Source organism: Limnohabitans sp. (assembly GCF_017848645.1).
Classification (GTDB): Bacteria; Pseudomonadota; Gammaproteobacteria; order Burkholderiales; family Burkholderiaceae_C; genus Limnohabitans_A.
The window spans coordinates 34,097-56,997 of record NZ_JAFEIF010000027.1 but is presented as its reverse complement, the minus strand read 5'-3'; the positions used below and the strand labels follow the sequence as shown (position 1 = coordinate 56,997).

General features: G+C 62.4%; 25 protein-coding genes. 14 read left to right on the top strand and 11 right to left on the bottom strand.

Features of this window, described 5'->3' with window-relative positions; all coding sequences use genetic code 11:
* Window positions 1-73: 73 nt before the first annotated feature.
* The 3 genes from QZ190_RS06625 to QZ190_RS06615 all read right to left on the bottom strand — a co-directional run bounded on the left by QZ190_RS06625 (window position 74) and on the right by QZ190_RS06615 (window position 3,255).
* Window positions 74-610 carry a 2,4'-dihydroxyacetophenone dioxygenase family protein gene (locus QZ190_RS06625; protein WP_291914933.1) on the bottom strand — a complete coding sequence of 179 codons (537 nt, stop codon included), beginning with the start codon at window positions 608-610 and terminating at the stop codon, window positions 74-76.
* Window positions 611-710: 100 nt separating this feature from the next.
* Entirely contained in the window at window positions 711-1,265 is a 555-nt protein-coding gene (locus QZ190_RS06620; RefSeq protein ID WP_291914931.1) for an adenine phosphoribosyltransferase, read from the bottom strand.
* 4 nt (window positions 1,266-1,269) lie between these two features.
* Window positions 1,270-3,255: a monovalent cation:proton antiporter family protein gene (locus tag QZ190_RS06615; RefSeq protein WP_291914929.1), complete on the bottom strand. Its 1,986-nt coding sequence runs from the start codon at window positions 3,253-3,255 to the stop codon at window positions 1,270-1,272.
* Between the two features lie 120 nt (window positions 3,256-3,375).
* Here QZ190_RS06615 and QZ190_RS06610 point away from each other — a divergent pair, with 120 nt between their 5' ends.
* Genes QZ190_RS06610 through lptC form a run of 3 tightly spaced genes read left to right on the top strand, consistent with a single transcriptional unit; the run spans window position 3,376 to window position 5,538 of the window.
* A complete protein-coding gene (locus QZ190_RS06610) occupies window positions 3,376-4,353 on the top strand; it encodes a KpsF/GutQ family sugar-phosphate isomerase (RefSeq protein WP_291914927.1) in 978 nt (325 codons plus the stop codon).
* 1 nt (window position 4,354) lies between these two features.
* Complete coding sequence (locus QZ190_RS06605) at window positions 4,355-4,933, top strand: HAD family hydrolase (protein WP_291914925.1); 579 nt, start codon at window positions 4,355-4,357, stop codon at window positions 4,931-4,933.
* On the top strand, window positions 4,930-5,538 hold the full coding sequence (gene lptC, locus QZ190_RS06600) for an LPS export ABC transporter periplasmic protein LptC (protein WP_291914923.1): 609 nt from the start codon (window positions 4,930-4,932) through the stop codon (window positions 5,536-5,538). Before QZ190_RS06605 ends, lptC begins: the two co-directional genes overlap by 4 nt.
* 168 nt (window positions 5,539-5,706) lie before the next feature.
* Here lptC and QZ190_RS06595 read toward each other — a convergent pair whose 3' ends face one another.
* Both QZ190_RS06595 and QZ190_RS06590 read right to left on the bottom strand, forming a co-directional pair.
* Window positions 5,707-6,288 (bottom strand): RNA-binding protein, encoded by a 582-nt coding sequence (locus QZ190_RS06595; protein ID WP_291914921.1) that lies wholly within the window; start codon window positions 6,286-6,288, stop codon window positions 5,707-5,709.
* A gap of 231 nt (window positions 6,289-6,519) precedes the next feature.
* Complete coding sequence (locus tag QZ190_RS06590; RefSeq protein WP_291914919.1) at window positions 6,520-7,722, bottom strand: ammonium transporter; 1,203 nt, start codon at window positions 7,720-7,722, stop codon at window positions 6,520-6,522.
* A 183-nt stretch (window positions 7,723-7,905) separates the two neighbouring features.
* Here QZ190_RS06590 and QZ190_RS06585 point away from each other — a divergent pair, with 183 nt between their 5' ends.
* From QZ190_RS06585 to QZ190_RS06575, 3 genes are all read left to right on the top strand, one after another.
* Window positions 7,906-8,172, top strand: a complete 267-nt coding sequence (locus tag QZ190_RS06585; protein WP_291914917.1) for a hypothetical protein — start codon at window positions 7,906-7,908, stop codon at window positions 8,170-8,172.
* A gap of 92 nt (window positions 8,173-8,264) precedes the next feature.
* A complete protein-coding gene (locus QZ190_RS06580) occupies window positions 8,265-8,792 on the top strand; it encodes a GNAT family N-acetyltransferase (RefSeq protein ID WP_291914915.1) in 528 nt (175 codons plus the stop codon).
* A 118-nt stretch (window positions 8,793-8,910) separates the two neighbouring features.
* Entirely contained in the window at window positions 8,911-9,477 is a 567-nt protein-coding gene (locus tag QZ190_RS06575) for a TMEM165/GDT1 family protein (RefSeq protein WP_291914913.1), read from the top strand.
* A gap of 52 nt (window positions 9,478-9,529) precedes the next feature.
* On the opposite strand, the gene QZ190_RS06570 is transcribed toward QZ190_RS06575, so the two are convergent.
* A complete protein-coding gene (locus tag QZ190_RS06570) occupies window positions 9,530-10,345 on the bottom strand; it encodes a formate/nitrite transporter family protein (protein ID WP_291914911.1) in 816 nt (271 codons plus the stop codon).
* Window positions 10,346-10,537: 192 nt separating this feature from the next.
* Here QZ190_RS06570 and QZ190_RS06565 point away from each other — a divergent pair, with 192 nt between their 5' ends.
* The 5 genes from QZ190_RS06565 (at window position 10,538) to QZ190_RS06545 (ending at window position 16,047) form a co-directional block, all read left to right on the top strand.
* Window positions 10,538-11,692, top strand: a complete 1,155-nt coding sequence (locus QZ190_RS06565) for a homoserine O-acetyltransferase (protein WP_291914908.1) — start codon at window positions 10,538-10,540, stop codon at window positions 11,690-11,692.
* The gene (metW, locus tag QZ190_RS06560; protein ID WP_291914906.1) at window positions 11,689-12,273 is read left to right on the top strand and encodes a methionine biosynthesis protein MetW; all 585 of its coding nucleotides are present in this window, start codon (window positions 11,689-11,691) and stop codon (window positions 12,271-12,273) included. The genes QZ190_RS06565 and metW overlap by 4 nt, the downstream gene beginning before the upstream one ends.
* Window position 12,274: 1 nt before the next feature.
* Window positions 12,275-13,474, top strand: a complete 1,200-nt coding sequence (locus QZ190_RS06555; protein ID WP_291914904.1) for a Bcr/CflA family efflux MFS transporter — start codon at window positions 12,275-12,277, stop codon at window positions 13,472-13,474.
* Between the two features lie 134 nt (window positions 13,475-13,608).
* Window positions 13,609-15,138: a thymidine phosphorylase family protein gene (locus tag QZ190_RS06550; RefSeq protein ID WP_291914902.1), complete on the top strand. Its 1,530-nt coding sequence runs from the start codon at window positions 13,609-13,611 to the stop codon at window positions 15,136-15,138.
* Between the two features lie 12 nt (window positions 15,139-15,150).
* Window positions 15,151-16,047: a ribose-phosphate diphosphokinase gene (locus QZ190_RS06545; protein ID WP_291914899.1), complete on the top strand. Its 897-nt coding sequence runs from the start codon at window positions 15,151-15,153 to the stop codon at window positions 16,045-16,047.
* A 54-nt stretch (window positions 16,048-16,101) separates the two neighbouring features.
* On the opposite strand, the gene QZ190_RS06540 is transcribed toward QZ190_RS06545, so the two are convergent.
* Together QZ190_RS06540 and QZ190_RS06535 are read right to left on the bottom strand one after the other, a co-directional pair.
* Window positions 16,102-16,338: a thioredoxin family protein gene (locus QZ190_RS06540; protein WP_291914897.1), complete on the bottom strand. Its 237-nt coding sequence runs from the start codon at window positions 16,336-16,338 to the stop codon at window positions 16,102-16,104.
* A 24-nt stretch (window positions 16,339-16,362) separates the two neighbouring features.
* A complete protein-coding gene (locus QZ190_RS06535; RefSeq protein WP_291914895.1) occupies window positions 16,363-17,811 on the bottom strand; it encodes a permease in 1,449 nt (482 codons plus the stop codon).
* 273 nt (window positions 17,812-18,084) lie between these two features.
* Here QZ190_RS06535 and QZ190_RS06530 point away from each other — a divergent pair, with 273 nt between their 5' ends.
* From QZ190_RS06530 to QZ190_RS06520, 3 genes are all read left to right on the top strand, one after another.
* A complete protein-coding gene (locus QZ190_RS06530) occupies window positions 18,085-18,318 on the top strand; it encodes a hypothetical protein (protein ID WP_291914893.1) in 234 nt (77 codons plus the stop codon).
* Window positions 18,319-18,465: 147 nt separating this feature from the next.
* On the top strand, window positions 18,466-19,737 hold the full coding sequence (locus QZ190_RS06525) for a hypothetical protein (protein ID WP_291914891.1): 1,272 nt from the start codon (window positions 18,466-18,468) through the stop codon (window positions 19,735-19,737).
* Window positions 19,738-19,937: 200 nt separating this feature from the next.
* Complete coding sequence (locus QZ190_RS06520; protein WP_291914889.1) at window positions 19,938-20,210, top strand: hypothetical protein; 273 nt, start codon at window positions 19,938-19,940, stop codon at window positions 20,208-20,210.
* A 52-nt stretch (window positions 20,211-20,262) separates the two neighbouring features.
* On the opposite strand, the gene QZ190_RS06515 is transcribed toward QZ190_RS06520, so the two are convergent.
* From QZ190_RS06515 to QZ190_RS06505, 3 genes are read right to left on the bottom strand one after another with little or no spacing between them, the layout of a single operon-like run.
* On the bottom strand, window positions 20,263-20,799 hold the full coding sequence (locus QZ190_RS06515) for a VOC family protein (protein WP_291914887.1): 537 nt from the start codon (window positions 20,797-20,799) through the stop codon (window positions 20,263-20,265).
* Window positions 20,800-20,816: 17 nt separating this feature from the next.
* Window positions 20,817-21,059: a DUF2783 domain-containing protein gene (locus tag QZ190_RS06510; protein WP_291914885.1), complete on the bottom strand. Its 243-nt coding sequence runs from the start codon at window positions 21,057-21,059 to the stop codon at window positions 20,817-20,819.
* Window positions 21,060-21,077: 18 nt separating this feature from the next.
* On the bottom strand, window positions 21,078-22,745 hold the full coding sequence (locus QZ190_RS06505) for an FAD-dependent oxidoreductase (protein WP_291914883.1): 1,668 nt from the start codon (window positions 22,743-22,745) through the stop codon (window positions 21,078-21,080).
* Window positions 22,746-22,901: the final 156 nt, after the last annotated feature.

The following is a 22,901-nucleotide window of genomic DNA, read 5'->3' as shown; positions in this document are numbered from 1 at the left end:
GAACAGCTTCGGTCTGAACTTTCAACCCCCGCCCCTTTTGCACAAGGGGCGGGGGGCTAAGAAAGGTCGGTGCTTATCGCATGAAGGTCTTCACGTAATCCGCGCCCAGCCCCACCGCCTCAAAGTGGGCGCGGTATTTCTCGATGCGGGTGAACACATCGTCGTAGCCGGTGGCATTGCCTTGGGTGTCCACGTACATCAAAGCACCATGCACGGTGAACATCGTCACCATGTCCTGGCAGTCGTCGGGCACCACCAGTGTGTGGGTCTCGCCCGGGGGTTCGAACACATAGCTGCCTTCTTCGGCCACCCAGTCATGTTCCAGATACAGCCATTTGCCGCGCAGCACATGCGCGTGCACCATGCCGGAATGGCGGTGGCGCTGCAGCAAGCCCGAGCGCTTGACTTTGAGCAGGTGCACATAAAAGCCACCCGTCACGTTCAGGTGCAGCGGGCGCGACCAGATGCCGGGGGCGACAGGCGCCCACAGGCGCTCGTCTTCGGTTTGCACGTCGTGCACCACCATGTCCGGGGCCATGCCCCAGGGTTGGGGTTTGGCGTAAGGCACGCGGTCGTCGGCGGCCGCTGGTGGGGTGGAGGGTGTGCTCATGGGGCGGTCCTGGGCCAAGTGGAAAACACCCAGCTTAAAACGGTCCGCTTGGCTTGTCAGCGCCGGGGGTGACAGCGCGCAGCAGGGGCTGCCTCAATCCTCAATGCCCCTCGAAAGACACCAGCGTGAACAGCTTCAAGCCGCTGGCTTGGATGCGCTCAGATCCGCCCAGCTCCGGCAAATCCACAATGGCTGCGCCTTCGATGACCGACGCGCCCAGCTTTTCGAGCAGCTTTTTGCCCGCCATCATGGTGCCGCCCGTGGCGATCAGGTCGTCGATCAGCAGCACGCGCTGACCGGGCTTGACGGCATCGGTGTGCAGCTCCACGGTGGCGCTGCCGTATTCCAGCTCGTAGGTTTCTTCCACCGTGGTGAAGGGCAGTTTGCCTTTTTTGCGGATGGGCACAAAACCCAGCCCCAGCTCGTACGCTACGACCGAGCCCAATATGAAGCCGCGCGCATCCAGACCTGCCACCACGTCAGGCCGCAAGGCGGGGTGCATGTAACGGTGCACAAAGGCGTCGATCAGCACTCGGAACACGCGTGGGTCTTGCAAGAGCGGCGTGATGTCGCGGAACTGCACGCCCGGCGCAGGCCAGTCTGGCACGGTGCGGATGTGACTTTTCAAATAATCGTTGACGTTCAAATCGTCCATGCCTTTAACCTCTTAAGAGTTTTTCTTCGGCCACTGCCAGCGTTTGGGATTTGCCCGACAGCACCAGCGTGTCGCCCGGATGCAGCGACGTGTTGTCGTTCACGGTTTCGGGTTGGCCATTGGCGCGGCGCAGGTTCACCACACGCACGCCCATGGCGTGAAAGGCCAGGTCTTTTACCCGCTTTCCCAACCAGGGGGAGGCCAGAGGCAGGCCCACCGTGGTCAAACGCTCGTGGTCGATTTCGTCCAGCGTGTCGTCGTCTGCGCCATGGAAGTAACCGCGCAGCAGGTTGTAGCGGGCGTCGCGCTGGTCTTGCACGATGCGGATCACGCGCCGCATGGGCACGCCCACCAGGGCCAGCGCATGGCTGGCCAGCATGAGCGAGCCCTCCAGCGCCTCGGGCACCACCTCGGTCGCCCCAGCCAGCTGCAGTTTTTCCAGATCGAGGTCGTCCTTGGTGCGCACAATCACCGGCACTTGCGGCGCATGGCTGTGGGTGTGGTCCAGCACCTTCATGGCAGCGGGCACATCCAGATAGGTGATCACCACTGCGCTGGCGCGGGCCAGGCCTGCGGCCATGAGTGACTGCAGGCGTGCGGCATCGCCAAACACCACCGAATCCCCGGCCGCAGCGGCTTGGCGCACCCGGTCGGGGTCCAAGTCGAGCGCCATGTAAGGGATGTTTTCCTTTTCAAGCATACGGGCCAGGTTCTGGCCGCAACGCCCGTAGCCGCAGATGATGACATGCTTGCTGGTGTTGATCGATTTGCGGGCGATGGTGGTCATTTGCAAGGACTGCTGCAACCACTCGCTGGCCACCACCTTGAGCACGATGCGGTCGCTGTGCATGATGATGAAAGGCGTGGCCATCATCGACAAAACCATGCTGGCCAACACCGGGTTGAGCAAGGCTGGCGGGATGATGTTGCTCTGTGCCCCCAGTGTGAGCAGCACAAATCCGAATTCACCCGCCTGCGCCAGGTACAAGCCGGTGCGCAGAGACACCCCATTGGGCGCACCCGTCAACTTGGCCAGCGCCGTCACCAGCACCAGCTTGAACAACACCGGCAAGGTGGTCAGGATCAGCACCAGAGGCCAGCGCTCGACCACAATGTGCCAGTCCAGCATCATGCCGATGGTGATGAAAAACAGGCCCAGCAACACGTCGTGGAAAGGCCGGATGTCCAGCTCCACCTGGTGCTTGTACTCGGTCTCTGAAATCAGCATGCCCGCAATGAACGCCCCCAGCGCCAGGCTCAGGCCCGCCAGCTCGGTGATCCAGGCCAGCCCCAACGTGACCAGCAGCAGGTTGAGCACAAACAGTTCCTCGCTTTTGCGCCGCGCCACCAGGGTCAACCACCAGCGCATCACGCGCTGCCCGCCTGTCATGAGCAAGGTGATCAAGACCGTGGCTTTGAGCGCGGCCATCATCAAGGCCGTGAGCATCTGGTCGGCGGGGGCGCTCAGGGCCGGGATCATCACGATCAGGGGCACCACCGCCAAATCCTGAAACAGCAACACGCCCACCACCCGTTTGCCGTGCTCGGACTCGAGCTCCAATCGGTCGGCCACCAGCTTGATCACGATCGCTGTGCTGCTCATGGCCATGGCGCTCGACAGCGCCAGCGCGGTTTGCCACTCCATCTTCCACAGCGTAGGGGCCAAGGTGGCCACAAACAAGGAAAACACCGTCACGATCACCAGCGTCAATAGCACCTGCAACAGACCCAGGCCAAACACATGTTTGCGCATGGAGCGCAGCTTGGGCAGGTTGAATTCCAGCCCGATCACAAACATCAAAAACACCACGCCGAATTCGGCCAAGTGCCGAACGCCCTCGGAGTTTTGTGCCAGCGCCAGCGCATTGGGGCCAATCACCACCCCCACCGCCAAGTAGCCGAGCATGGGCGGCAGCTTGAGCATGCGGCAGCCCACCACGCCCAGCACGGCCGCCAGCAAATACAACAGGGTCAACTCCAAAGCACTCATGCGTCAATGGTAACAAGCGTGTGTGACCTGCTGGGCGCTCCAGTCGATTCATTCACCCCGAGGTGCGGGCTCAGGCAGATCCGGAGTGGGGCACCACACGCCGCCCGATAAAATGAGGCCATGCTTGCCCATCCCGACCACACCCTGCAGCTCGCCCGCGAAACCCTCGACATCGAGGCCACCGCCTTGCTCCGCCTGAAAGACCGGCTGGACGAGCGCTTTGTCCGGGCCGTGAACATGGTGCTGGCCGTGCAAGGCCGCGTGGTGGTCACCGGCATGGGCAAAAGCGGTCACATTGGTCGCAAGATTGCCGCCACACTGGCCTCGACCGGCACCCCGGCCATGTTTGTGCACCCCGGCGAAGCCAGCCATGGCGACCTGGGCATGATCAAAACCGTGGACGTGGTGCTGGCCATCTCCAACAGCGGCGAAAGCGACGAGCTGGTGGCCATCTTGCCCGTGCTCAAGCGCCAGGGTGTGCCCCTGATCGCGTTGACGGGTGGCCTGCAGTCCTCCTTGGCTCGCCACGCCGACGTGGTGCTCGACTGCTCGGTCGACAAAGAAGCCTGCCCGCTGAACCTGGCCCCCACCGCCAGCACCACCGCCCAGCTGGCCATGGGCGACGCGCTGGCCGTGGCCCTGCTCGACGCCCGGGGCTTCAAACCGGAAGACTTTGCCCGCTCGCACCCAGGTGGTTCGTTGGGCCGCAAGCTGCTCACCCATGTGGGCGATGTGATGCGCAAAGGCGCCGATGTGCCGCAAGTCGGACCAGATGCCGAATTCACCGCCCTCATGCGCGAGATGAGCAGCAAAGGCCTGGGCGCGACCTCGGTCACCGATGCCGATGGCCGTGTGCTGGGCGTCTTCACCGATGGTGATTTGCGCCGCCTCATTGAAAAAGGCGTGGACCTGCGCAGCCTCAGTGCCCGGGACGTCATGCACCCCAACCCGCGCACCATCCGCCACGACGCGCTGGCCGTCGAAGCCGCCGAGATGATGGAGCTGCACCGCATCACCAGCATTTTGGTGGTGGATGCGCAGGGCCTGCTGTGCGGGGCCATCAACTCCAACGACCTGATGCGCGCCAAGGTGATCTGAGATGCAAGCCCTGACACCTGCTCTGCACTACCCGCCCGAATTGCTGCTGCAAGCACAAGGCATTCGTGTGGCGTTTTTCGACATCGACGGCGTGCTGACCGATGGTGGGCTGTATTTTTCTGAAAGCGGCGAGACCCTCAAGCGCTTCAACACGCTGGACGGCCAGGGCCTGAAACTGCTGCAAAAGGCGGGCATCACGCCCGTGGTCATCACCGGCCGCGATTCGGCCCCGCTGCGCCTGCGCCTGAAGGCGCTGGGCATCACCCACGCCCGATTTGGCACCGAAGACAAGCGCCCGGCAGCCGAGGCCTTTTTGAGCGAATTGAACCTGAGCTGGGCGCAAGCGGCCGCCATCGGCGATGACTGGCCCGATTTGCCCGTGATGCAACGCGCCGCTTTCGCTTGCGCCCCGGCCAACGCCCATGCCCAGGCCAAAGCGCTGGCTCACCACACCACCGCCGAGCGCGGCGGCGAAGGCGCTGCCCGCGCCTTTTGTGACTTGCTGCTGGTGGCGGGCGGGCACTACGCCGCCTTGCTCGCACAAGTGGGTGTGCACGACCACCCGGGCGCATCGGCATGAACCTGTTCACGCGAGTGCGCCGCACCCTGGACCGGTTCACAATTTACCTGCCCTTGTTCCTGTTTGCCATTTTGGCTTTGGGCAGCTGGTGGCTGGTGCGCAGCGTGCCCGAGTTGATGCCGCCCGGCATCGATCCCCAGCTGCGCCAGGACCCGGATTTTCGGCTCGATCAATTCACGGTCAAATCCTTTGACGCTTCAGGCCGACTGACCCGCGAAATCAGCGGCCAAAGCGCCACCCACTTTCCGGCCACCCAAAGCCTGCACATCGAGGGCGTGCGCATCCTGGCCGAAAACGAGGCGGGCACACGCCTGACGGCCCAGGCGAAAAAAGGCATTTCCCGTGAAGCCGAACAACAGGTGACCCTGAGCGGGGATGCGATCGCGGTGCGACAGGCCGATGCGCAGAGCCCGCGCGTCGAGCTGCGCGGCGAAACACTCACGGCTTGGCTGGAAGAAGAGCGCCTGGTTTCGGACCAACCCGTGCGCATCACCCGCGGCGCGGACGTGTTCAGCGCCCAAACCCTGAACTTCGACACCCGCAGCGGCCAGTACGAGCTGCAGGGCCGGGTGCGCGCGGTTTTGCCGCCACGTCAGACCCCCTGAGGGCATATCGGCTTCGCCCCCTCGCGGATGGGGCACCCCAACCCGAGACCAGGCCGACCTGGGCCAGCGCTCAAACAAGCACTCAACAAACGCCAGAAACGACAAAGCCCTGCAATGCAGGGCCTTGGACATGTTGGGGCTGAGTGATCAGCCCAAGCCATTGCGCGATCAGTAACCGCCGCCGTAGCCGCCGCCACCGCCTTCGCGACCACCTTCACGGCGACCGCCACCGCCGCGAGGGCCTGCGCCGTAGGGGCTGCGGAAACCACCGCCGCCACCTTCGCCACGGCCGCCGCCGCCATAACCGCCACCACCTTCGCGGCCACCGCCGTAGCCGCCACCGCCTTCACGGCCGCCGCCATAACCACCGCCGCCGCCTTCACGACCGCCGCCGTAGCCGCCACCGCCGTAACCACCACCGCCGCCTTCCCGGCGACCGCCGCCAAAGCCGCCACCACCACCACCACCGAAGCCGCCACCACCTGAGCGGGGAGGACGCGCTTCCATGGGGCGTGCTTCGTTCACGACCACATTGCGGCCGCCCAAAGGCTGGCCATTCATGCCGTTGATCGCGGCTTGCGCTTCGTCGTCGCTGCCCATTTCCACAAAACCAAAGCCTTTGGAGCGGCCGGTGTCGCGCTCCATCATGACCTTGGCGCTGGTCACAGCACCGAATTCGCCGAAGGCTTGTTCCAGATCGCCGTCACGAACCGAGTAAGGCAGGTTGCCGACGTAAAGTTTGTTGCCCATGAAAAGGGACTCCTCAAAACACAGAAATAAAAGCGATGGAGCTCCGAAAGCGCATTCAACAAACCTGAAAACATCGGAAGGAAAGCGAAACTGATCTGTTCACCGCAGACTGGACTTCAGGGTTTTTGCACCGAAGTCAAGTCATTATCTGCGATATCGCCAAAAAAATTGCAAGGCGTTTTCCCTAAAGGCCCGTCAAAACGTGCTCTGGCACACCTTGATGTTGTTGTTTTACCAACTCACTTCGCGGTCGGGTGTGGCGCTGATTTTGTGGACGCTCAAATCGGCCCCGTCGTACTCTTCTTCGGGGCTGAGTTTCAGGCCCAGCGTGATTTTCAAAATGCCGTAAATCGCCAAGCCACCGAGCAAGGCCCAGGCGACACCCATGGCCGTGCCGAGCAACTGCGCCATCAGGTTGACGCCCCCCAAGCCACCCAGACTGCTGGCCCCAAAAATGCCAGCGGCAATCCCGCCCCAAGCACCGCAGATGCCATGCAAGGGCCACACGCCCAACACGTCGTCGATCTTCCACTTGTTCTGGGTCAGTGTGAACATCACCACAAACAGGGCGCCTGCCACAGCGCCCGTGACCAGTGCACCAAACGGGTGCATCAAGTCAGAGCCCGCACACACCGCCACCAAACCGGCCAAGGGGCCGTTGTGCACAAAGCCGGGGTCGTTCTTGCCCAAAATCAAAGCCGCCAAGGTGCCGCCCACCATGGCCATCAGGGAGTTGACCGCCACCAGGCCCGAGATCTTGTCCAAGGTCTGGGCGCTCATCACATTGAAGCCAAACCAGCCCACGATCAGGATCCACGAACCCAGGGCCAGGAAGGGGATGCTCGAGGGTGGGTGCGCCGACACCACGCCGTCCTTGCGGTAGCGGTTGTAGCGGGCACCCAACAAGACCACAGCCGGCAGCGCGATCCAGCCGCCCATGGCGTGGACCACCACCGAGCCGGCAAAGTCATGGAACTCATCGCCCGTGACGGCTTTGATCCAGGCCTGTACGCCAAAGTGCTGGTTCCAGACAATGCCCTCAAAGAAGGGGTAGACAAAGCCCACGATCACCGCCGTAGCGATCAACTGCGGCCAGAACTTGGCCCGCTCGGCAATGCCGCCCGAAATGATGGCGGGAATGGCGGCGGCAAAGGTCAGCAAAAAGAAGAACTTGACCAGGTCATAGCCGTTCTTGGCGGCCAACTGCTCCGCCCCCACAAAGAACGTGGTGCCATAGGCCACGCTGTAACCGACCACAAAATAAACCACGGTGGACACTGAAAAATCCACCAGGATTTTGACCAGCGCATTGACCTGGTTCTTTTTGCGGACCGTGCCCAGCTCCAGAAAAGCAAAACCAGCATGCATGGCCAACACCATGATGCCGCCCAACAAAATAAAAAGCGCATCTGCGCCCTGTTTCAGTGCTTCCACGATCGTCCTTTGAGGATTTTTGAAATGATTTGGTGCATAAAGGGCTCAAAACACCTTGGTGCACCAAACATAAGCAAGATGTAGGCCCAAATTGATGCGCGTCATACACTGTGGACAGTCAGGACCGCTTGCACAGTGAGGCATCTTGTTTTTGAAGTCAGCATTGAGCAAGCCCAATCCGGGTTGAGCACCCACGGCCGACAGGGGGAGGACTGTGCGTTGTTTGCAAGTCGCCGAAAAAAGGTTCGTCAAACAGGATTGATCGAGCCCGCCAGTGAAAAAACAATTCGGATCGACATTGAGAAAATATTGACAGCTGAAGAAACAGTCATCAATAATTATTTCGTGTTCACAAAAGCCGCACTCACACATCACTTTGCACAACTGCTGCAAATGGGCACATCTATGTGCGCGCTGACCCTGTGCAGCCGACGATGGCGGCCCTTGTGACACCCCGGCAGTGACCCACTGCCAATCCTCCAAGGCTCGCTCACCCAGCGGGCCTTTTTGTTTGTGCAATCCACCACCCATAGGAGCCTTTCATGACCGCGTCCCCGATCACCCTCCGAAGCGTTCAGCTGCAAGACGCCGCTGCAATCGCCACATTAATGGCCGACCCCGAGGTCTTTGGTAACTCGCTGTCAGGTCCTTATGCTAACGAAGAGGACTGGGCCAAACGGCTTAGCACACCTCAAACAGGCAGCAGTTTGAGACTGGTCGCAATACAAACCGAGCAGGTCGTGGGGCTGGCCAACCTGCACGACATGGGGCGTGTGCGCCGCAGCCATGCTGTCGGTCTGGCCATCGCGGTCGCCAAACACGCCCAAGGCCAAGGGGTTGGCACCGCCCTGATGCGTGGATTGACGGATTACGCTGACCAATGGGGACACATCCTGCGCATCGAGCTGACGGTGTTTGCCGACAATGCCCGGGCCATTGCGCTGTATGAGCGCTTTGGCTTTGAACATGAAGGACGGCACAAGGGTTATGCCATGCGCAACGGCCAATACAGCGATGTGTTGTGCATGGCCCGCTGGCACCCCACGCCGCCTGGCCTGCACCCCTCCTAAACCCATGGGGCCATGTCCCGTCAGAGTTGGAGCCCAACAGGCAGGGGGGACGCAGCACTCCCGTAAGATCAGGATCTTTTGATTTTTAAGTGGGTTGGTCGCCCGCTGTTTGTCCTGTATGGAAGCATTCTTCGTCTCTACCGGCATCGTCGCCTTGGCCGAAATGGGTGACAAAACCCAGCTTTTGTCACTCGTGCTGGCCGCGCGTTTTCGCAAACCCTGGCCCATCGTGCTCGGCATTTTGGTGGCCACCTTGGCCAACCATGGCCTGGCCGGTGCCGTGGGCAGCTGGGTCACCACTTTCATGGGGCCTGATGTGCTGCGTTGGGTGCTGGGCGCGTCCTTCATCGCCATGGCGGTGTGGATGCTGATTCCGGACAAGCTGGACGACGAAGAAGGCGACAGCGCCCCGCGCATGGGGGTGTTCCTCACCACCGTGGTGGTCTTCTTTTTGGCCGAAATGGGCGATAAAACCCAGATCGCCACCGTCATGCTGGCCGCGCAATACAACGCTTGGTTTGCCGTGGTGGCGGGCACCACACTGGGCATGATGCTGGCCAACGCACCCGTGGTGTGGTTCGGCGATGCCATCACCAAGCGTGTGCCACTGCGTCTGGTGCACCTGATCTCGGCGGGCATCTTTGCCGTGCTGGGCGTGATCGCGCTGTCGGGCTGGGGCGCTTAAAAAAAACAGTCAAGCACCCGAGTGTGGGAGCGCACCCCTGTGCGCGATGTTTTCAAGTGGGCGGCTGGCGCTTGTAAATTACGTGGTACACCCCCGCCACCAAGACCGCGCCCCCCAACACATTCCCCAAAATCACGGGCAGCAGGTTGCCCAGCATGCCGCCCCAAGTGACGGCGGGGTAGCCCGCCAGGCCGCTTTGCTGCAACAACATGGCCAAAGGCATCAGGTACATGTTGGCGATGCTGTGCTCAAAGCCAGCTGCCACAAAGGCCATCACCGGCAGCATCACAGCCACGGCCTTGTCGGTCACACTGCGCCCGGCCATGGCCATCCACACGGCCATGCACACCAGCACGTTGCACAGCACGCCGCGCAACAAGGCCGTGACCAAGGGCAACTCCTGCTTGGCCACGGCGATCTGCACCACCTTGTGGCCAATCGCGCCGCCGTTCAGGCTGGCGTGGCCGCTGGCAAACACCAGCAGCGCCAGACCAGCCGCGCCCACAAAATTGGCCAGGCACACGATGACCCAGTTGCGCAGCACCTGCCCCGTGCTGACCCGGCCGTCGGCCCAGGCCATGACGATCAGGTTGTTGCCGGTGAACAGCTCGGCCCCGGCCACCACGACCATGAGCAAACCCATGGCAAACACCAGCCCGCCCAGCACCGAACTGGCCGCAAAGCCCAGGCTCGGGTCGGACTTGACCAGCACAAACAGCATGGCTCCGAGACCTATGAAAGCCCCCGCCAACACGCCCAGCAAAGCCAGCGGCAGCGCGGCCATGCGGGCCTTGGTCTCGCCCACAGCCTCGATGCGGCGGGCGATCTCGACGGGACTGTAGGCGTCCGAGCCATAAAGATCCGACATGCGTTCTCCTGAAATGGGCCCGTGGGCTTCGTCATATACTTGCCCCATGCGCCGATTTGAACCCGATTGCGGGCGCCGAAACCACGATGGTTTCGAAATTCAGCTAAATGGCGTGTGTTTCATCTCACAGAAACCCGGCCCAGCTGACTGCGAAGCCGGGTTTTGTTTTTTTTGCACACCTGAACACATTCGATGCTGATCGCCGAATCCCAAAGCATGCTGTTTGAAGCCCCTTTGCCTTTGCAAAGCGGTGCGTCCATCCGTGGCTATTCGCTGAGCTACGAAACCTACGGCACGCTCAACGCCGACAAATCCAACGCCGTGTTGATCTGCCACGCGCTCAACGCTTCGCACCATGTGGCGGGGGTCTATGCCGACCAACCCAAAAACCTGGGCTGGTGGGACAACATGATTGGCCCGGGCAAGTCGCTCGACACCGACCGCTTTTTTGTGATCGGCGTGAACAACCTGGGCTCGTGTTTTGGCTCGACCGGTCCCATGCACATCAACCCCGACACCGGGCGCGTGTATGGCGCGGACTTTCCTGTGGTCACGGTAGAAGACTGGGTCAACGCCCAAGCCCGCTTGCTCGACGCTTTGGGCATCGAACAACTGGCCGCCGTGATGGGAGGCAGTTTGGGGGGCATGCAGGCTCTGAGCTGGACGCTGCAATACCCCGAGCGCGTGAAGCACGCGGTGGTGGTGGCCAGTGCTCCCAACCTGAACGCCGAAAACATCGCTTTCAACGAAGTGGCCCGCCGCGCCATCGTGACCGACCCGGACTTCCATGACGGGCACTTTGTCGCGCAAGGCGTGGTGCCCAAGCGCGGCCTGCGCATCGCCCGCATGATTGGCCACATCACGTACCTGAGCGACGACGTGATGAACGAAAAGTTTGGCCGCGAATTGCGCCAGGCCGTCACGCACAACGCCACCGGCTACAAATATTCCACACAAGAAGTGGAGTTCCAGATCGAAAGCTACCTGCGCTACCAGGGCGACAAGTTCAGCGAGTACTTTGACGCGAACACCTATTTGCTGATCACCCGGGCACTCGATTACTTCGATCCGGCCCGCGCCTTTGGCGGCGATTTGTCGCAGGCTTTTGCCCGTGCCCGCTGCAAATTCCTGCTGGTCAGTTTCAGCACCGACTGGCGCTTCTCGCCCGCCCGCAGCCGGGAAATGGTCAAGGCCCTGCTCGACAACCGCCGTGATGTGAGCTACGCCGAGATCGATGCGCCGCACGGGCACGACGCCTTCTTGCTGGACGATGCCCGCTACATGAACGTGGTGCGCTCTTACTTTGACAACATGGCGAAGACTTTGAACGAAGGAGGTGCCGCATGAGCGACCCCCTGATCATGCAAGCCATTGCCCGCCTGGTGCCGCAAGGCGCCCGCGTGCTCGATTTGGGCTGCGGCGATGGGGCCTTGCTGGCCTATCTGCAACAACACAAGGGCTGCACCGGTTACGGTGTAGAGCTGGACGACGCCAATGTGCACGCCTGCGTGCAGCGCGGTGTGAATGTGATCCAACTCAACCTGGACGAAGGCCTGAGCCTGTTTGCCGACCAGTCGTTTGACGTGGTGCTGCAAATCGACACCCTGCAACACCTGCGCAACGCCGAGACCATGCTGCGCGAGACGGTGCGCGTGGGCCGCGTCGGCATCGTGGCCTTCCCCAACTTTGCGCACTGGTTCAACCGCCTGAGTGTGCTGCAAGGCCGCATGCCGGTGACCAAGCGCCTGCCTTACCAGTGGTACGACACGCCCAATATCCGCGTGGGCACTTACGCCGACTTTGGCGACCTGGCCCGCAAGAACCAGTTGCGCATCATGGACGCCTTTGGCCTGCAGCAGGGCCAGGAAGTGCGCCTGTGGCCCAACCTGATGGCGGGCACGGCGGTCTACAAACTGCAGCGCAGCTGACATGGTCACTGCGTCCGGCTCTCCAGGCCCGGCCGCCCACAGCCCCTGGCTGATCGCCAACGTGCTGGCGCAAATCTCGTTTGGCCTGCTGGCCATGACCTTGTGCCTGCCGTCCATGCAGGAGTGGGGCGCCATCTTCAGCACGCACCAAGCCGATGTGCAGCTGACCTTCAGCGGTTATGTGGTGGCCTACGGTGCCTTGCAACTGGTGTACGGCCCGCTGTCCGACCGGCACGGTCGCAAACCCATCTTGATGCTGGGCCTGGTGGTGGCGGGGCTGGCCTCGGTCATGGCCGCGCTGGCCACCGACATCGCCACGCTCACCGCCGCCCGTGTGTTGCAAGGCGCAGGCAGTGCGGCCAGCATGGTGGTCAGCCGCTCCATGGTGCAAGACCTTTTTGCTGGACCGCAACGCACCCGTGTCATGGCCTACATTGGCATGGCGCTGGGCATGTGCCCGCCGCTGGCCACACTGATCGGTGGGCAGATCCATGTGCGCTACGGTTGGCAGACCAACTTCGTGCTGTTGGCCGTGTTGGCGGTGGTGCTGCTGGTGGCCGCTTGGCTGGGCTTGCCGCGTGTGGCCAAACCTGCGCCCGCTGCGGGCCATTGGCTGAGGGCCATGCTCAGTGCTTATGCCCGCTTGCTGCGCGAGCCGCGTTTTTTGCTCTACGTCGCCATCCTCGCGGCCACCACCGCCACCTTTTACGCCTTCCTGGCCGGGGCACCCATCGTGCTCAAGGGCTACGGCATCGGCCCGGACGGCATTGGCTGGTTCATCATGGCCGTGCCAGTGTCCTACATCCTGGGCAACTTCATGACTTCGCGGCTTATCGCACAGGCGGGCGAATCGCGCGTCATGGCCTGGGGCCAGGCCCTGACGCTGGGTGGCCTGGTGGTGATGCTGGCGCTGGGCCTGGGGGGTGTGCAGACGGCGCTGGCGGTGGCCTTGCCGCTGCTCTTGCTGGGCTTTGGCCACGGCTTGCTCAACCCGCCAGCGCTGGCGGGCACGGTGAGCGTGCTGCCTGCATTGGCCGGCTCGGCCGCTGCGGTGGCCGGCCTCATGCAGCAACTCACCGGCGCCACGGGTGGCTATCTGGTGGGGCTGGTGCCGCACGAAGGCGCGGTGAACCTGGGCTGGATGATGCTGGCCTTTGCCCTGACCGGCGCCGTGGCCCAATTTTTTCTGCACAAGCGTTGAGCCACTGCAAGGCTTGGTGCTGGGGGCACTGACACCGAACGGGTTTTCGGTGTAGCCTGAAACCCATGGACACCCCAGCGCCCACAGCCGCAACCCCGACCGGACCTGCGAGCACCCCCGAGAGGACATCGCCCTTGTCGTTGCGCCGCGTGGGCATCGACACCTACCGCGAAAACGTGGCCTATCTCAACCGCAATTGCGCGGTTTACCGGGCCGAGGGTTTTCAGGCGCTGTCCAAAATCGAAGTGCGCGCCAACGGGCGGCATGTGCTCGCCACCCTGAATGTGGTGGACGACGACAGCATCGTGGCTTGCGGCGAAGTGGGCCTGTCCGAAGACGCCTTTCGGCACCTGGGCATTCCAGGCGGCCACACCGCCTCGGTCTCGCAGGCCGAGCCGCCTGCCTCGATGGAAGCGCTGTTTCGCAAAATCAATGGCGAGCGGCTGGACAAGGACGACTTCTACGCCATCGTGCAGGACATTGCGGGGCACCATTACTCCAAGATCGAACTCACCGCCTTTGTGGTGGCCACCAACCGGGGCGAGATGGACCGCGAAGAGGTCTACTTCCTGACCGAAGCCATGGTCAAGGCCGGGCGGCGTCTGGACTGGCGCGAACCCTTGGTGGTCGACAAACACTGCATCGGCGGCATCCCCGGCAACCGCACCTCCATGCTGGTCATGCCCATCCTGGCGGCTTACGGCATCCTGTGCCCCAAAACTTCGTCTCGCGCCATCACCTCGCCCGCCGGAACGGCCGACACCATGGAAGTGTTGGCCGATGTGGAACTGCCCTTCGAAAAGCTCTCCGAGATCGTGCGCACCCACCGGGGTTGTCTGGCCTGGGGCAGCACGGCCGATCTGTCGCCCGCCGACGACGTGCTGATTGCGGTCGAGCGCCCGCTGTCGCTGGACTCGCCCGCACAAATGGTGGCCTCCATCTTGTCCAAAAAAATCGCGGCAGGCTCCACCCATCTGGTGCTGGACATCCCGATTGGCCCCTCCGCCAAGGTGCGCTCCATGCCCGAAGCGCAGCGCCTGCGCAGGTTGTTTGAATACGTAGCCTCGCGCATGCACCTGTCGCTCGAAGTGGTCATCACCGACGGCCGCCAACCCGTGGGCCAGGGTGTGGGCCCGATGCTCGAAGCCCGCGATGTGATGCGCGTGCTGGAAAACGACCCGCGTGCGCCCAACGACCTGCGCCAAAAATCGCTGCGCCTGGCCGGGCGCCTGATCGAAGCCGACCCCGATGTGCGCGGCGGCGACGGTTTTGCCATAGCGCGCGACATCCTCGACTCCGGCCGTGCGCTCAGCCGCATGCAGGCCATCATCGCCGCGCAAGGTGCACGCCCCTTTGATCACAACCACCCGCCGCTGGGCGCGCTCACGCTGGAGGTGTGCGCCCCCATGGAGGGTGTGGTGACCGGCATCGACAACCTGCAAATCGCCCGTGTGGCCCGCATGGCTGGGGCCCCCAAAGTGCAAAGCGCCGGGGTGGACCTGCTGCTCAAACTCGGCGACAGCGTCAAGCCAGGCGAGCCGTTGTACCGCGTGCACGCCGCCTACCCGAGCGACCTGGAATTTGCCACGCAGCTGTGCCGCAAAGCCAGCGGCTACACGCTGGGCCAGGCCCATGAAGTGCCGCATGTGTTTGTCGAGTTTTAAGGCAACACTCCGATGACCCAGCCCGGCGTCCTGCTGTATTTTGAAGACGAAGCCCCTGCCGCCCTGCGCTTGGCCGAAGCCTCGGGCCTCGAGCCGCAGCAGGTGCATCGTCACCGCTTTCCCGACGGCGAAATGCAGCTGACCTTGCCCGCCCGCTTGCCCCCGCGTGTGGTGTTGCTGCGCAGTCTGCACCAGCCCCATGACAAACTGACCGAACTGCTGCTGGCCGCGCCCACGGCCCGCCAACTGGGTGCAGTGCACCTCAGCCTGGTCGCGCCCTACCTGGCCTACATGCGCCAAGACAAAGCCTTCGCCCCGGGCCAAGCCGTGAGCCAGCGCATCGTGGGCGCCTGGTTGGCCACGCTGTTCGACGCCGTCATCACCGTGGACCCGCACTTGCACCGGGTGACCACCCTGGCCGAAGCCGTGCCCGCCCAACAAGCCATCACGCTCAGTGCGGCCCCATTACTGGGCAACTGGATTGCAAAGCACCGCCCGGGCGCGTTCTTGCTCGGGCCCGACAGCGAATCGGCGCAATGGATCAGCCAAGCGGCCACGGCCCACGGCCTGCCCCATGCGGTGTGCAGCAAAGAGCGCCTGGGCGACCGCGCTGTGCGCATCACACTGCCCGCGTGCGACCTGCGCGGCCAAGCCGTGGTGCTGCTGGACGATGTGGCCAGCAGCGGCCACACCCTGGCTACCGCAGCTGCCTTGGCATTGGCCGCAGGTGCGGCCAGCGTGGACGTGGCCGTGACGCACGCCCTGCTGGCAGGCGACGCGCTGCAATGCATCCACCAAGCGGGTGTGGGTGAATTCTGGAGCACCGACAGCGTCACGCACCCGAGCAATGTGGTGACGTTGGCGGCCTTGCTGGCGCAGGCGCTCAGTTGGGAGGCGGCGGCGGGGTGACTTCTGCGCTGCCCCGCGCTCTTCCACGCCATGGGCCACGGCCCTGGGCGCCGATCATGCTTGTCTCAGCCAGTCGGCCAGTTCGCTGGGGGAGGGTATGCGTCCAGCGGCCTTCACCGTGCCATTGATCACCAAGGCGGGTGTGCCGACCACAGGGTATTTCATGATCTCAGCGGGGTCTCGCACATGCGCCACTTCAATCCTGAGGCCCAGTGCTGCAGCCGCATCGCGGGTGAGTTGCTCCAGGCGCTGGCACCGGGCGCAGCCTGTGCCTAAAATTTGGATGTCCATGCAGTTGCTCCTTGATGTTGCGCATCAGGCTGAGCCAACGGGTTCTTGCAGTTGCCTGCGAGCCAAGATGCGGACAGTCGCTGCCACAGCCAAGCCCAGCGTCGCCACAGAAAGTGCGATGTGCCAGACCGGTCGTCCATCGGTCCAAGCACCATAGGCCAGACCTGCTGCTGTCGCAAAGACGGCCACCAACACCACATAGGTGGCCGTCTTGCGTCGGCCGATGATGGAGGCCGTGATCAGCATGCTTTGCACCGAGAGCTCCGGGTCCGCCATGATGTAAGCCAACAAGGGGCCCGGGTGCATGCCCAGCGACAGCAGCATCTTGGCCACGGGTACCTCGACCAGCGTTGGAAAGTACATGAAAACGCCAAACACCACGCCCGCCATGTTGCCCAACAGCGTGTTCTGCCCCGCCACGGCCTGCACCCAGGCGGGCTCGATGAAAACCCGGATGACCCCCACGATAAAAACGCCGGCCACCAGCAGCGGAAAGATCTGTTTGACGAAGCGCCATGTCTCCCAGAGCCACTGCTGCACGTCCCAAGGATCGAATGTCCGGGCCAGTGGAACCAGTGCGGCCATCAGTGCTGCCACCACCACGGTGCGCCCCGTCAGCGCCACTTGAAGGCCTTCAGCTGTTGCGCGAATGCCGACTGCGGCAAAGATCAACGTCAAGGCAATGAGGCTCAGGCTGGTCCATGTGCGTGTGTTGAACCCCTCATCCACCTTGCCCAGCCCGCGCACCGAAGTCATGCCGATGAGCCCCAGCAGGCCAATGAGCACAGTGCCTTGCAGGCTCAAGCCTTCTTCGCCGCGCAGCTCGTCCATCGGCAGCCACTGGTCCAGTTTCGCCTGTGCCAGGGGGGCCCAAGACCAGGCCAAGTCAGCACGCCAGAGTTGCGCGGTGAGCGGGCTGGTCTTGAGCGTTCCGCCGATCAGCAATGCCACCAAGGCCAACAAAAAAACAAGGGTCAGGCGGCCCATGCCAGCCTTGTCTTGGAACGCTTCAATCTGGGCAGTTCGCGCCATGTCATCGCGGTGGAACAGCATGGCCATGATCATGCCGATGCCGACGCCAAAGATCAGCGAGAGGACCAGCCGTGCGAATGCGAATTCACCGCCAAGCGCCACGCCCGTGTAGGACAGGGCCAGAATGTTGGCCGCTGGTGCGAAGAACATGAACGTCATGGCAGGCCCCAGTCCCGCTCCTTGCTTGTAGATGCCTGCAAACAAGGGTTGTACCGTGCAGGAACACACAGCCAGCAAGCTGCCTGCACCAGCCGCAGCAGGGTAGGCCACCCACTTGGATGCGCCGGGCCCGAGAAAGCGCACCACCGCTGCCTGTGGCACCAAGGCAGAGAGGGCACCTGCGACAAAGAAGGCGGGCACAAGGCAAAGCAAGACATGGGCCGCCAAGTACGACACCAGACTGGCCATTCCGCTTTGCAAGATCACCAACAGAAAATCCACGTCAGCCCTCAAAACGTTGACAGTGGGAGGCCTTGGCACACGGGTGCTTCGGTGCTCCAGATCGGCCATGTTCAATCAAGGGTGGCCGCGCTTGATTGATCCATGTCAACGGTGCGCTTTCATGTGGTTGATCGATCACGTTGAGGTGAAGTGATGCTTGCTCCGTGTGCAGGCGGACAGACAGGGCGATGACCGTTGGAAAGAATGGGCGGGTAAATCAGGTGCACATGGTTTACAGATCTTTTCACTCACCATTTTCAAAAGGGAAGCCCCATGACACTCGACACCAAAACACCAGCGACCACCGCTGTGAAACCTGAGCAGCACCACACCAAGGTGGCTGAGCATCTGGAGATGGCCGCCAAGTCTCACAAAGAAGTGGCCAAGCTCATCTCTGCCAATGACCACACTGCAGCCCAAGCCCACGCCAAGGTGGCTGAAGAGCACATGAGCAAAGCCAAAGAGCATGCAGACTTGGCCAAAAAAGCCATGCCCGCGTCCAAGTAAGCGGTCGCTGCGCTAACCAAGGAGCTATTGGCCTCACAAGGGCGGATGGCTCCTTTCGCGCTGGTATCCTGCGCCTTTTGGGCAGGCATGCCTGGCGCGTCATGACGGGTAGACCATCCCGTCATTCCTCTTGTCCAAACACATCTTGTGAACACCACACACATCAACGCCGACAACTTCAACCGCGAATGCTTTTGCATCAGTCTGGATGAGCAAGCCTTGCGCCGCAGCATGGCGGCAGAGATCGGGGACCCGGCTTTGTTTGAGTGGGTGCAGGGCCGCTTGCCCTCCTTGTTTTCAGCGCGGCCCGTGGTGCTGTCACAAGCCCAGGTTCAGGGCATGGCCCAACTGATTTCGGCGCTGGAATCTGTGGTGGCCTTGCCCACTTACCGTGAGGAGGTCTTGTCTCGTTCAACCCCGATTGCCCGTCACCCGACCAACGCCAAAAGTGTCTTCATGGGCTATGACTTTCATGTCAATGACGCGGGTCTTGGCCTGATCGAGGTCAACACGAATGCGGGCGGCGCATTGCTCAACGCCTTGCTGGCCAGAGCGCAGCGAGCATGCTGCGCCGAGATCGAATCGCTGGTGCCCACCAAGGCCCAAGTGGATGCCCTGGAAGCGGCCTGGGTGGCCATGTTTGAGCGCGAGTGGCAGCTTTGTCACCCGGGTCGTCCTTTGCGAACCGTGGCCATTGTGGACGCCTCACCCGAGCAGCAATACCTGTATCCCGAATTCTTGCTGTTTCAGTCCTTGTTCAAGCGCCATGGCGTGGCGGCCTTCGTGGCAGACCCGGCGCAATTGGACTGGCGCGATCAGCAGCTGTGGTGCGAGGGTGTGGCCATCGATCTGGTGTACAACCGCCTGACCGACTTTGGCTTGAGAGAGCCCCAACATGCCCACTTGCGTGAAGCCTATGTGCAGGACGCGGTCGTCTTGACGCCCCACCCGCAAGCCCATGCGCTGTGGGCCGACAAGCGCAACCTGACCATCTTGTGCAACGCGAACAAGCTTGAGGCCATGGGTGTGCCTGAAGCGACGCAAGCGGTGTTGTTGTCGGGCATTCCGCACACCGAAGTGGTGACACCTGCCAATGCCGAGCGTTTCTGGGCCGAGCGCAAACAGTTTTTCTTCAAGCCCTTTGCAGGCTATGGCGGCAAGGCCGCTTACCGGGGCGACAAGCTGACACAACGTGTCTGGGCCGAGATCGCGGCGGGCGGCTACATCGCCCAGGCTTGGGTGGCTCCGGGCGAGCGCACCATCGCGGGCGGCGACTCGGCGCAGGTGCTCAAGTTCGATGTGCGCAACTACGTGTACGACGGCCAGGTGCAGTCTTTGGCTGCCCGTTTGTACCAAGGTCAAACCACCAATTTCAGAACACCTGGCGGCGGCTTCTCGCCGGTGTATGTGGCCCCTTGAAACGCAGGCGTTCAGAACCCCGCTGCAAGAGGGCTGCCTGCACCTGGCCGTCCATGGGATGTGCCCCCGCCTGGGGTTGAGCCATGCACCTAAACCCCTTTGTGTAACGGGATATGTTCACTTCTTGATGTCATCTTGGCATTACACTGACTGGGTCTGCCGGCTTAAATTCAGGCACACCGCCCATCCAGGCGGCCCTGATGGCTTTCAACCAGGAGATGGCCTTGAACATCTACATCTGTCTGTTCCTCTTGTTTGGCGCTGTGTTCGGTCTGGCGACTTTTTCTTACCAGCACATCTTCAGCGAGGGGCCACACAAGGTGGAGACGCCTGAAGGGGGCTCTACGCTGGGCGGTCGCCTGTTGTGGGCCCTGGTCTGCACCTTCTTGTGGCCCATCATGGTCCTCACCGGGCTCAACTCGGCACGGATCCTGGCCAAGCGCAAACGTCAAGCGGCAGCTGCCAACCACTGAGGGGGGGATCGGATGGGGGACACACAGGCCCATCCGACGCCCTTGCGTCGCTTCAGCTTTGCAACTCGGTCTCGTGCATCCAGGCGGCGTGTTTGGGGGCGCGTTTGGTTTGGGCCCATTCATGGAGCATGTCCCACTTGCAGGCGTCGAGCTTGGCGTACATCTCGGGCGTGCCCACGTCGGCGGCCAGTTCCAGGCGGTGGCCGTTGGGGTCAAAGAAGTAAATGCTCTTGAAGATGGTGTGGTTGGTGGGGCCCAGCACCTCCACGCCGTTGGCTTGCAGGCGGGCTTTGGCGTCTTCCAGGGCTTGCAGGCTATCGACCTTGAAGGCGATGTGCTGCACCCAGGCGGGGGTGTTGGTGTCGCGGCCCATCTCTGGCGAGTTGGGCAGCTCAAAGAAAGCCAACACGTTGCCGCCACCTGCGTCCAGAAACACATGCATGTAGGGGTCGGGGGCTTTGGTTGAAGGCACCAGGTCTTCGGCGATGGCCAGCACGAAGTCCATGTTCAGGTTTTTCACGTACCACTCGACGGTGGCTTTGGCATCTTTGCAGCGGTAGGCGGCGTGGTGGATGCGGTCGATTTTCATGGGGTTCTCCTAGGGGCTCAGTCGGTTTGGCGGGCGGCCTGCAGCGCCTCGCGCAGCACGCGCAAGTCGCCAATGTGGTTGGCCAGCAGCAAGATCAGGCGGGCGTTGAGCGCCTCGCTTTGTTCGTCGCTCAGGCCGTTGTGCGCGTCGATCAGGTGTTCATAAAACTCGTCGCCGGGTGAGAAGTCACGGAAGAAGTGGCGTCCAGTTTCATGAAAATTCGGCGCGGTGTTCAGGGCTGTGGGGGTGTCGGTGGGCATGTCTGTTCTCTCTTCCATTCAGGCCCGTTCGCCCACTTGCCCCAAGGCACGGGCCATGGCCGTTTGCAGCCGGGCGCTGTCCAGGCTGCGCCAGCGGGCCAGCACATGCTGGTCGGGGCGCAGCAAATAGGTGGTGCCGGGCTGGGCGTCGTAGCGCTTGGCCATCCAGCCTTGCGCGTCCACCAACACTTTAAAGCCGGGCACCTGCAGGGCCTGGCGCGACACAATCAGGCTGTCCACCGGCACCGCGCCTTGTTTCAGCGCTTGCAGCGTGGCCAGTGTCTGGGCATCGGGCGCAGCATCCACAAAGTGCAAAACCGCAAAGCCGCGCCCCACCTGGTCCAGCAGCCAGGCGTCTTGGCCGTCCAATTGCAAGGGTGCGTCGTCCATCGGTGCGCCGGGCACCATCTGGCCTTCAAACGCGTCGGCGTCGGGAGTGTTGAGAACCGAGCCGGTCAGGAAAGACGGCACCGACAGGCGGCCCGAGTTGACCAGCTTGCGCGCAAAGGGGTGGTGCTTGGCCAGTGCCAGCACCTGGTTGCGGAATGTCTTGCTGGTGCGGCTCTTGGGTGTGATGAAGTCGGTCGAGCGCGTCGAGTTCATGATGTTTTCGTCGGCGGCAAACTGACGGTCCATCGCGTAAGTGTCGAGCAACTTCTCGCTGGCTTGGCCCTTGATGACCAGGCCCAGTTTCCACATCAAATCGTCCGCGTCCTGAAAGCCCGAGTTGGCCCCGCGTGCACCGAAGGGTGAGACCTGGTGCGCCGCGTCGCCCGCAAACAGCACACGACCATGGCGAAAGTCGGTCATGCGGCGGCACTGGAAGGTGTAGATGCTGACCCACTCCAGCTCAAACGGGCGCTCGTCGCCCAGCATGGCCTTCAGGCGCGGAATGACTTTTTCGGGCTTCTTTTCTTCTTCAGGGTCGGCGTCCCAGCCGAGCTGAAAATCGATGCGCCAGACGTTGTTGCTTTGCTTGTGCAGCAGCACGCTTTGGTTGGGGTGAAAGGGCGGATCGAACCAGAACCAGCGCTCGGCGGGGTAGTCGGCTTTCATGATCACGTCGGCAATCAAGAAGCGGTCCTGGAACACGCGGCCTTCGATGTCCAGCCCCAAATGGCGACGAATGGGGCTGCGTGCGCCATCGGCCACCACCAGCCAGTCGGCCTCGATGTCGAACGTGCCTTCGGGCGTTTCTACCGTCAGCGTGGCGTGCGTGTCGTGGGGCGTGACGGCAGTGACCTTGTGCTGCCAGCGGATGTCGGCCCCCAATTCGAGGGCGCGTGCAATCAGCATCTCCTCGACGTGGTACTGCTGCAGGTTGATCATGCCGGGGCGCTTGTGGCCCGCATCGGGCACCAGGTTGAACTGGTAGACCTCGTCTTCTTCCAAAAAGGTGCGGCCAATGTTCCAGCTCACGCCCAGCTGGCAGGCCTCGTTGGCAATGCCCAGGCGGTCCAGAATTTCGAGCGAGCGCTTGGCGTAGCAAACCGCCCGCGAGCCAACCGACACGGTTTTGTCGTCGTCCAGCACCAGCACATCCAGGCCCTGCAAGCGCGCATCGATCGCAGCGGCCAGGCCCACCGGCCCTGCGCCAATCACGATCAGCGGTTTGCGCTGCGGCGGTGTGGCCATCAGGTCGGCAGGCGACTTGTAGGGATAAATCGGGTTGACGTAAGCACCCATGTGACGAGCTCCAAATTGGTCAAAAAGCACCCTGCGGTGCCCAGGCCGTAATTTACCATTGATAAATCGGTTTACCTAAACGTAATTTCAAGGTGGGCTTGCTGTGTCGGCTCATTGATTTGGCCCTATGCAAGTACAACTGCGGTAATGAAGCCC

What these genes read in the sequence shown, in the direction of transcription:
- QZ190_RS06545 (WP_291914899.1), top strand. Translation starts at nt 15,151, where the DNA reads ATGACCCAGCCCGGCGTCCTGCTGTATTTTGAAGACGAAGCCCCTGCC.
- QZ190_RS06595 (WP_291914921.1), bottom strand. Translation starts at nt 6,288, where the DNA reads ATGGGCAACAAACTTTACGTCGGCAACCTGCCTTACTCGGTTCGTGAC.
- QZ190_RS06520 (WP_291914889.1), top strand. Translation starts at nt 19,938, where the DNA reads ATGGCTTTCAACCAGGAGATGGCCTTGAACATCTACATCTGTCTGTTC.
- QZ190_RS06570 (WP_291914911.1), bottom strand. Translation starts at nt 10,345, where the DNA reads ATGTCGGATCTTTATGGCTCGGACGCCTACAGTCCCGTCGAGATCGCC.
- QZ190_RS06610 (WP_291914927.1), top strand. Translation starts at nt 3,376, where the DNA reads ATGCTTGCCCATCCCGACCACACCCTGCAGCTCGCCCGCGAAACCCTC.
- QZ190_RS06625 (WP_291914933.1), bottom strand. Translation starts at nt 610, where the DNA reads ATGAGCACACCCTCCACCCCACCAGCGGCCGCCGACGACCGCGTGCCT.
- lptC (WP_291914923.1), top strand. Translation starts at nt 4,930, where the DNA reads ATGAACCTGTTCACGCGAGTGCGCCGCACCCTGGACCGGTTCACAATT.
- QZ190_RS06565 (WP_291914908.1), top strand. Translation starts at nt 10,538, where the DNA reads ATGCTGATCGCCGAATCCCAAAGCATGCTGTTTGAAGCCCCTTTGCCT.
- metW (WP_291914906.1), top strand. Translation starts at nt 11,689, where the DNA reads ATGAGCGACCCCCTGATCATGCAAGCCATTGCCCGCCTGGTGCCGCAA.
- QZ190_RS06615 (WP_291914929.1), bottom strand. Translation starts at nt 3,255, where the DNA reads ATGAGTGCTTTGGAGTTGACCCTGTTGTATTTGCTGGCGGCCGTGCTG.
- QZ190_RS06575 (WP_291914913.1), top strand. Translation starts at nt 8,911, where the DNA reads ATGGAAGCATTCTTCGTCTCTACCGGCATCGTCGCCTTGGCCGAAATG.
- QZ190_RS06515 (WP_291914887.1), bottom strand. Translation starts at nt 20,799, where the DNA reads ATGAAAATCGACCGCATCCACCACGCCGCCTACCGCTGCAAAGATGCC.
- QZ190_RS06620 (WP_291914931.1), bottom strand. Translation starts at nt 1,265, where the DNA reads ATGGACGATTTGAACGTCAACGATTATTTGAAAAGTCACATCCGCACC.
- QZ190_RS06580 (WP_291914915.1), top strand. Translation starts at nt 8,265, where the DNA reads ATGACCGCGTCCCCGATCACCCTCCGAAGCGTTCAGCTGCAAGACGCC.
- QZ190_RS06605 (WP_291914925.1), top strand. Translation starts at nt 4,355, where the DNA reads ATGCAAGCCCTGACACCTGCTCTGCACTACCCGCCCGAATTGCTGCTG.
- QZ190_RS06540 (WP_291914897.1), bottom strand. Translation starts at nt 16,338, where the DNA reads ATGGACATCCAAATTTTAGGCACAGGCTGCGCCCGGTGCCAGCGCCTG.
- QZ190_RS06510 (WP_291914885.1), bottom strand. Translation starts at nt 21,059, where the DNA reads ATGCCCACCGACACCCCCACAGCCCTGAACACCGCGCCGAATTTTCAT.
- QZ190_RS06555 (WP_291914904.1), top strand. Translation starts at nt 12,275, where the DNA reads ATGGTCACTGCGTCCGGCTCTCCAGGCCCGGCCGCCCACAGCCCCTGG.
- QZ190_RS06530 (WP_291914893.1), top strand. Translation starts at nt 18,085, where the DNA reads ATGACACTCGACACCAAAACACCAGCGACCACCGCTGTGAAACCTGAG.
- QZ190_RS06505 (WP_291914883.1), bottom strand. Translation starts at nt 22,745, where the DNA reads ATGGGTGCTTACGTCAACCCGATTTATCCCTACAAGTCGCCTGCCGAC.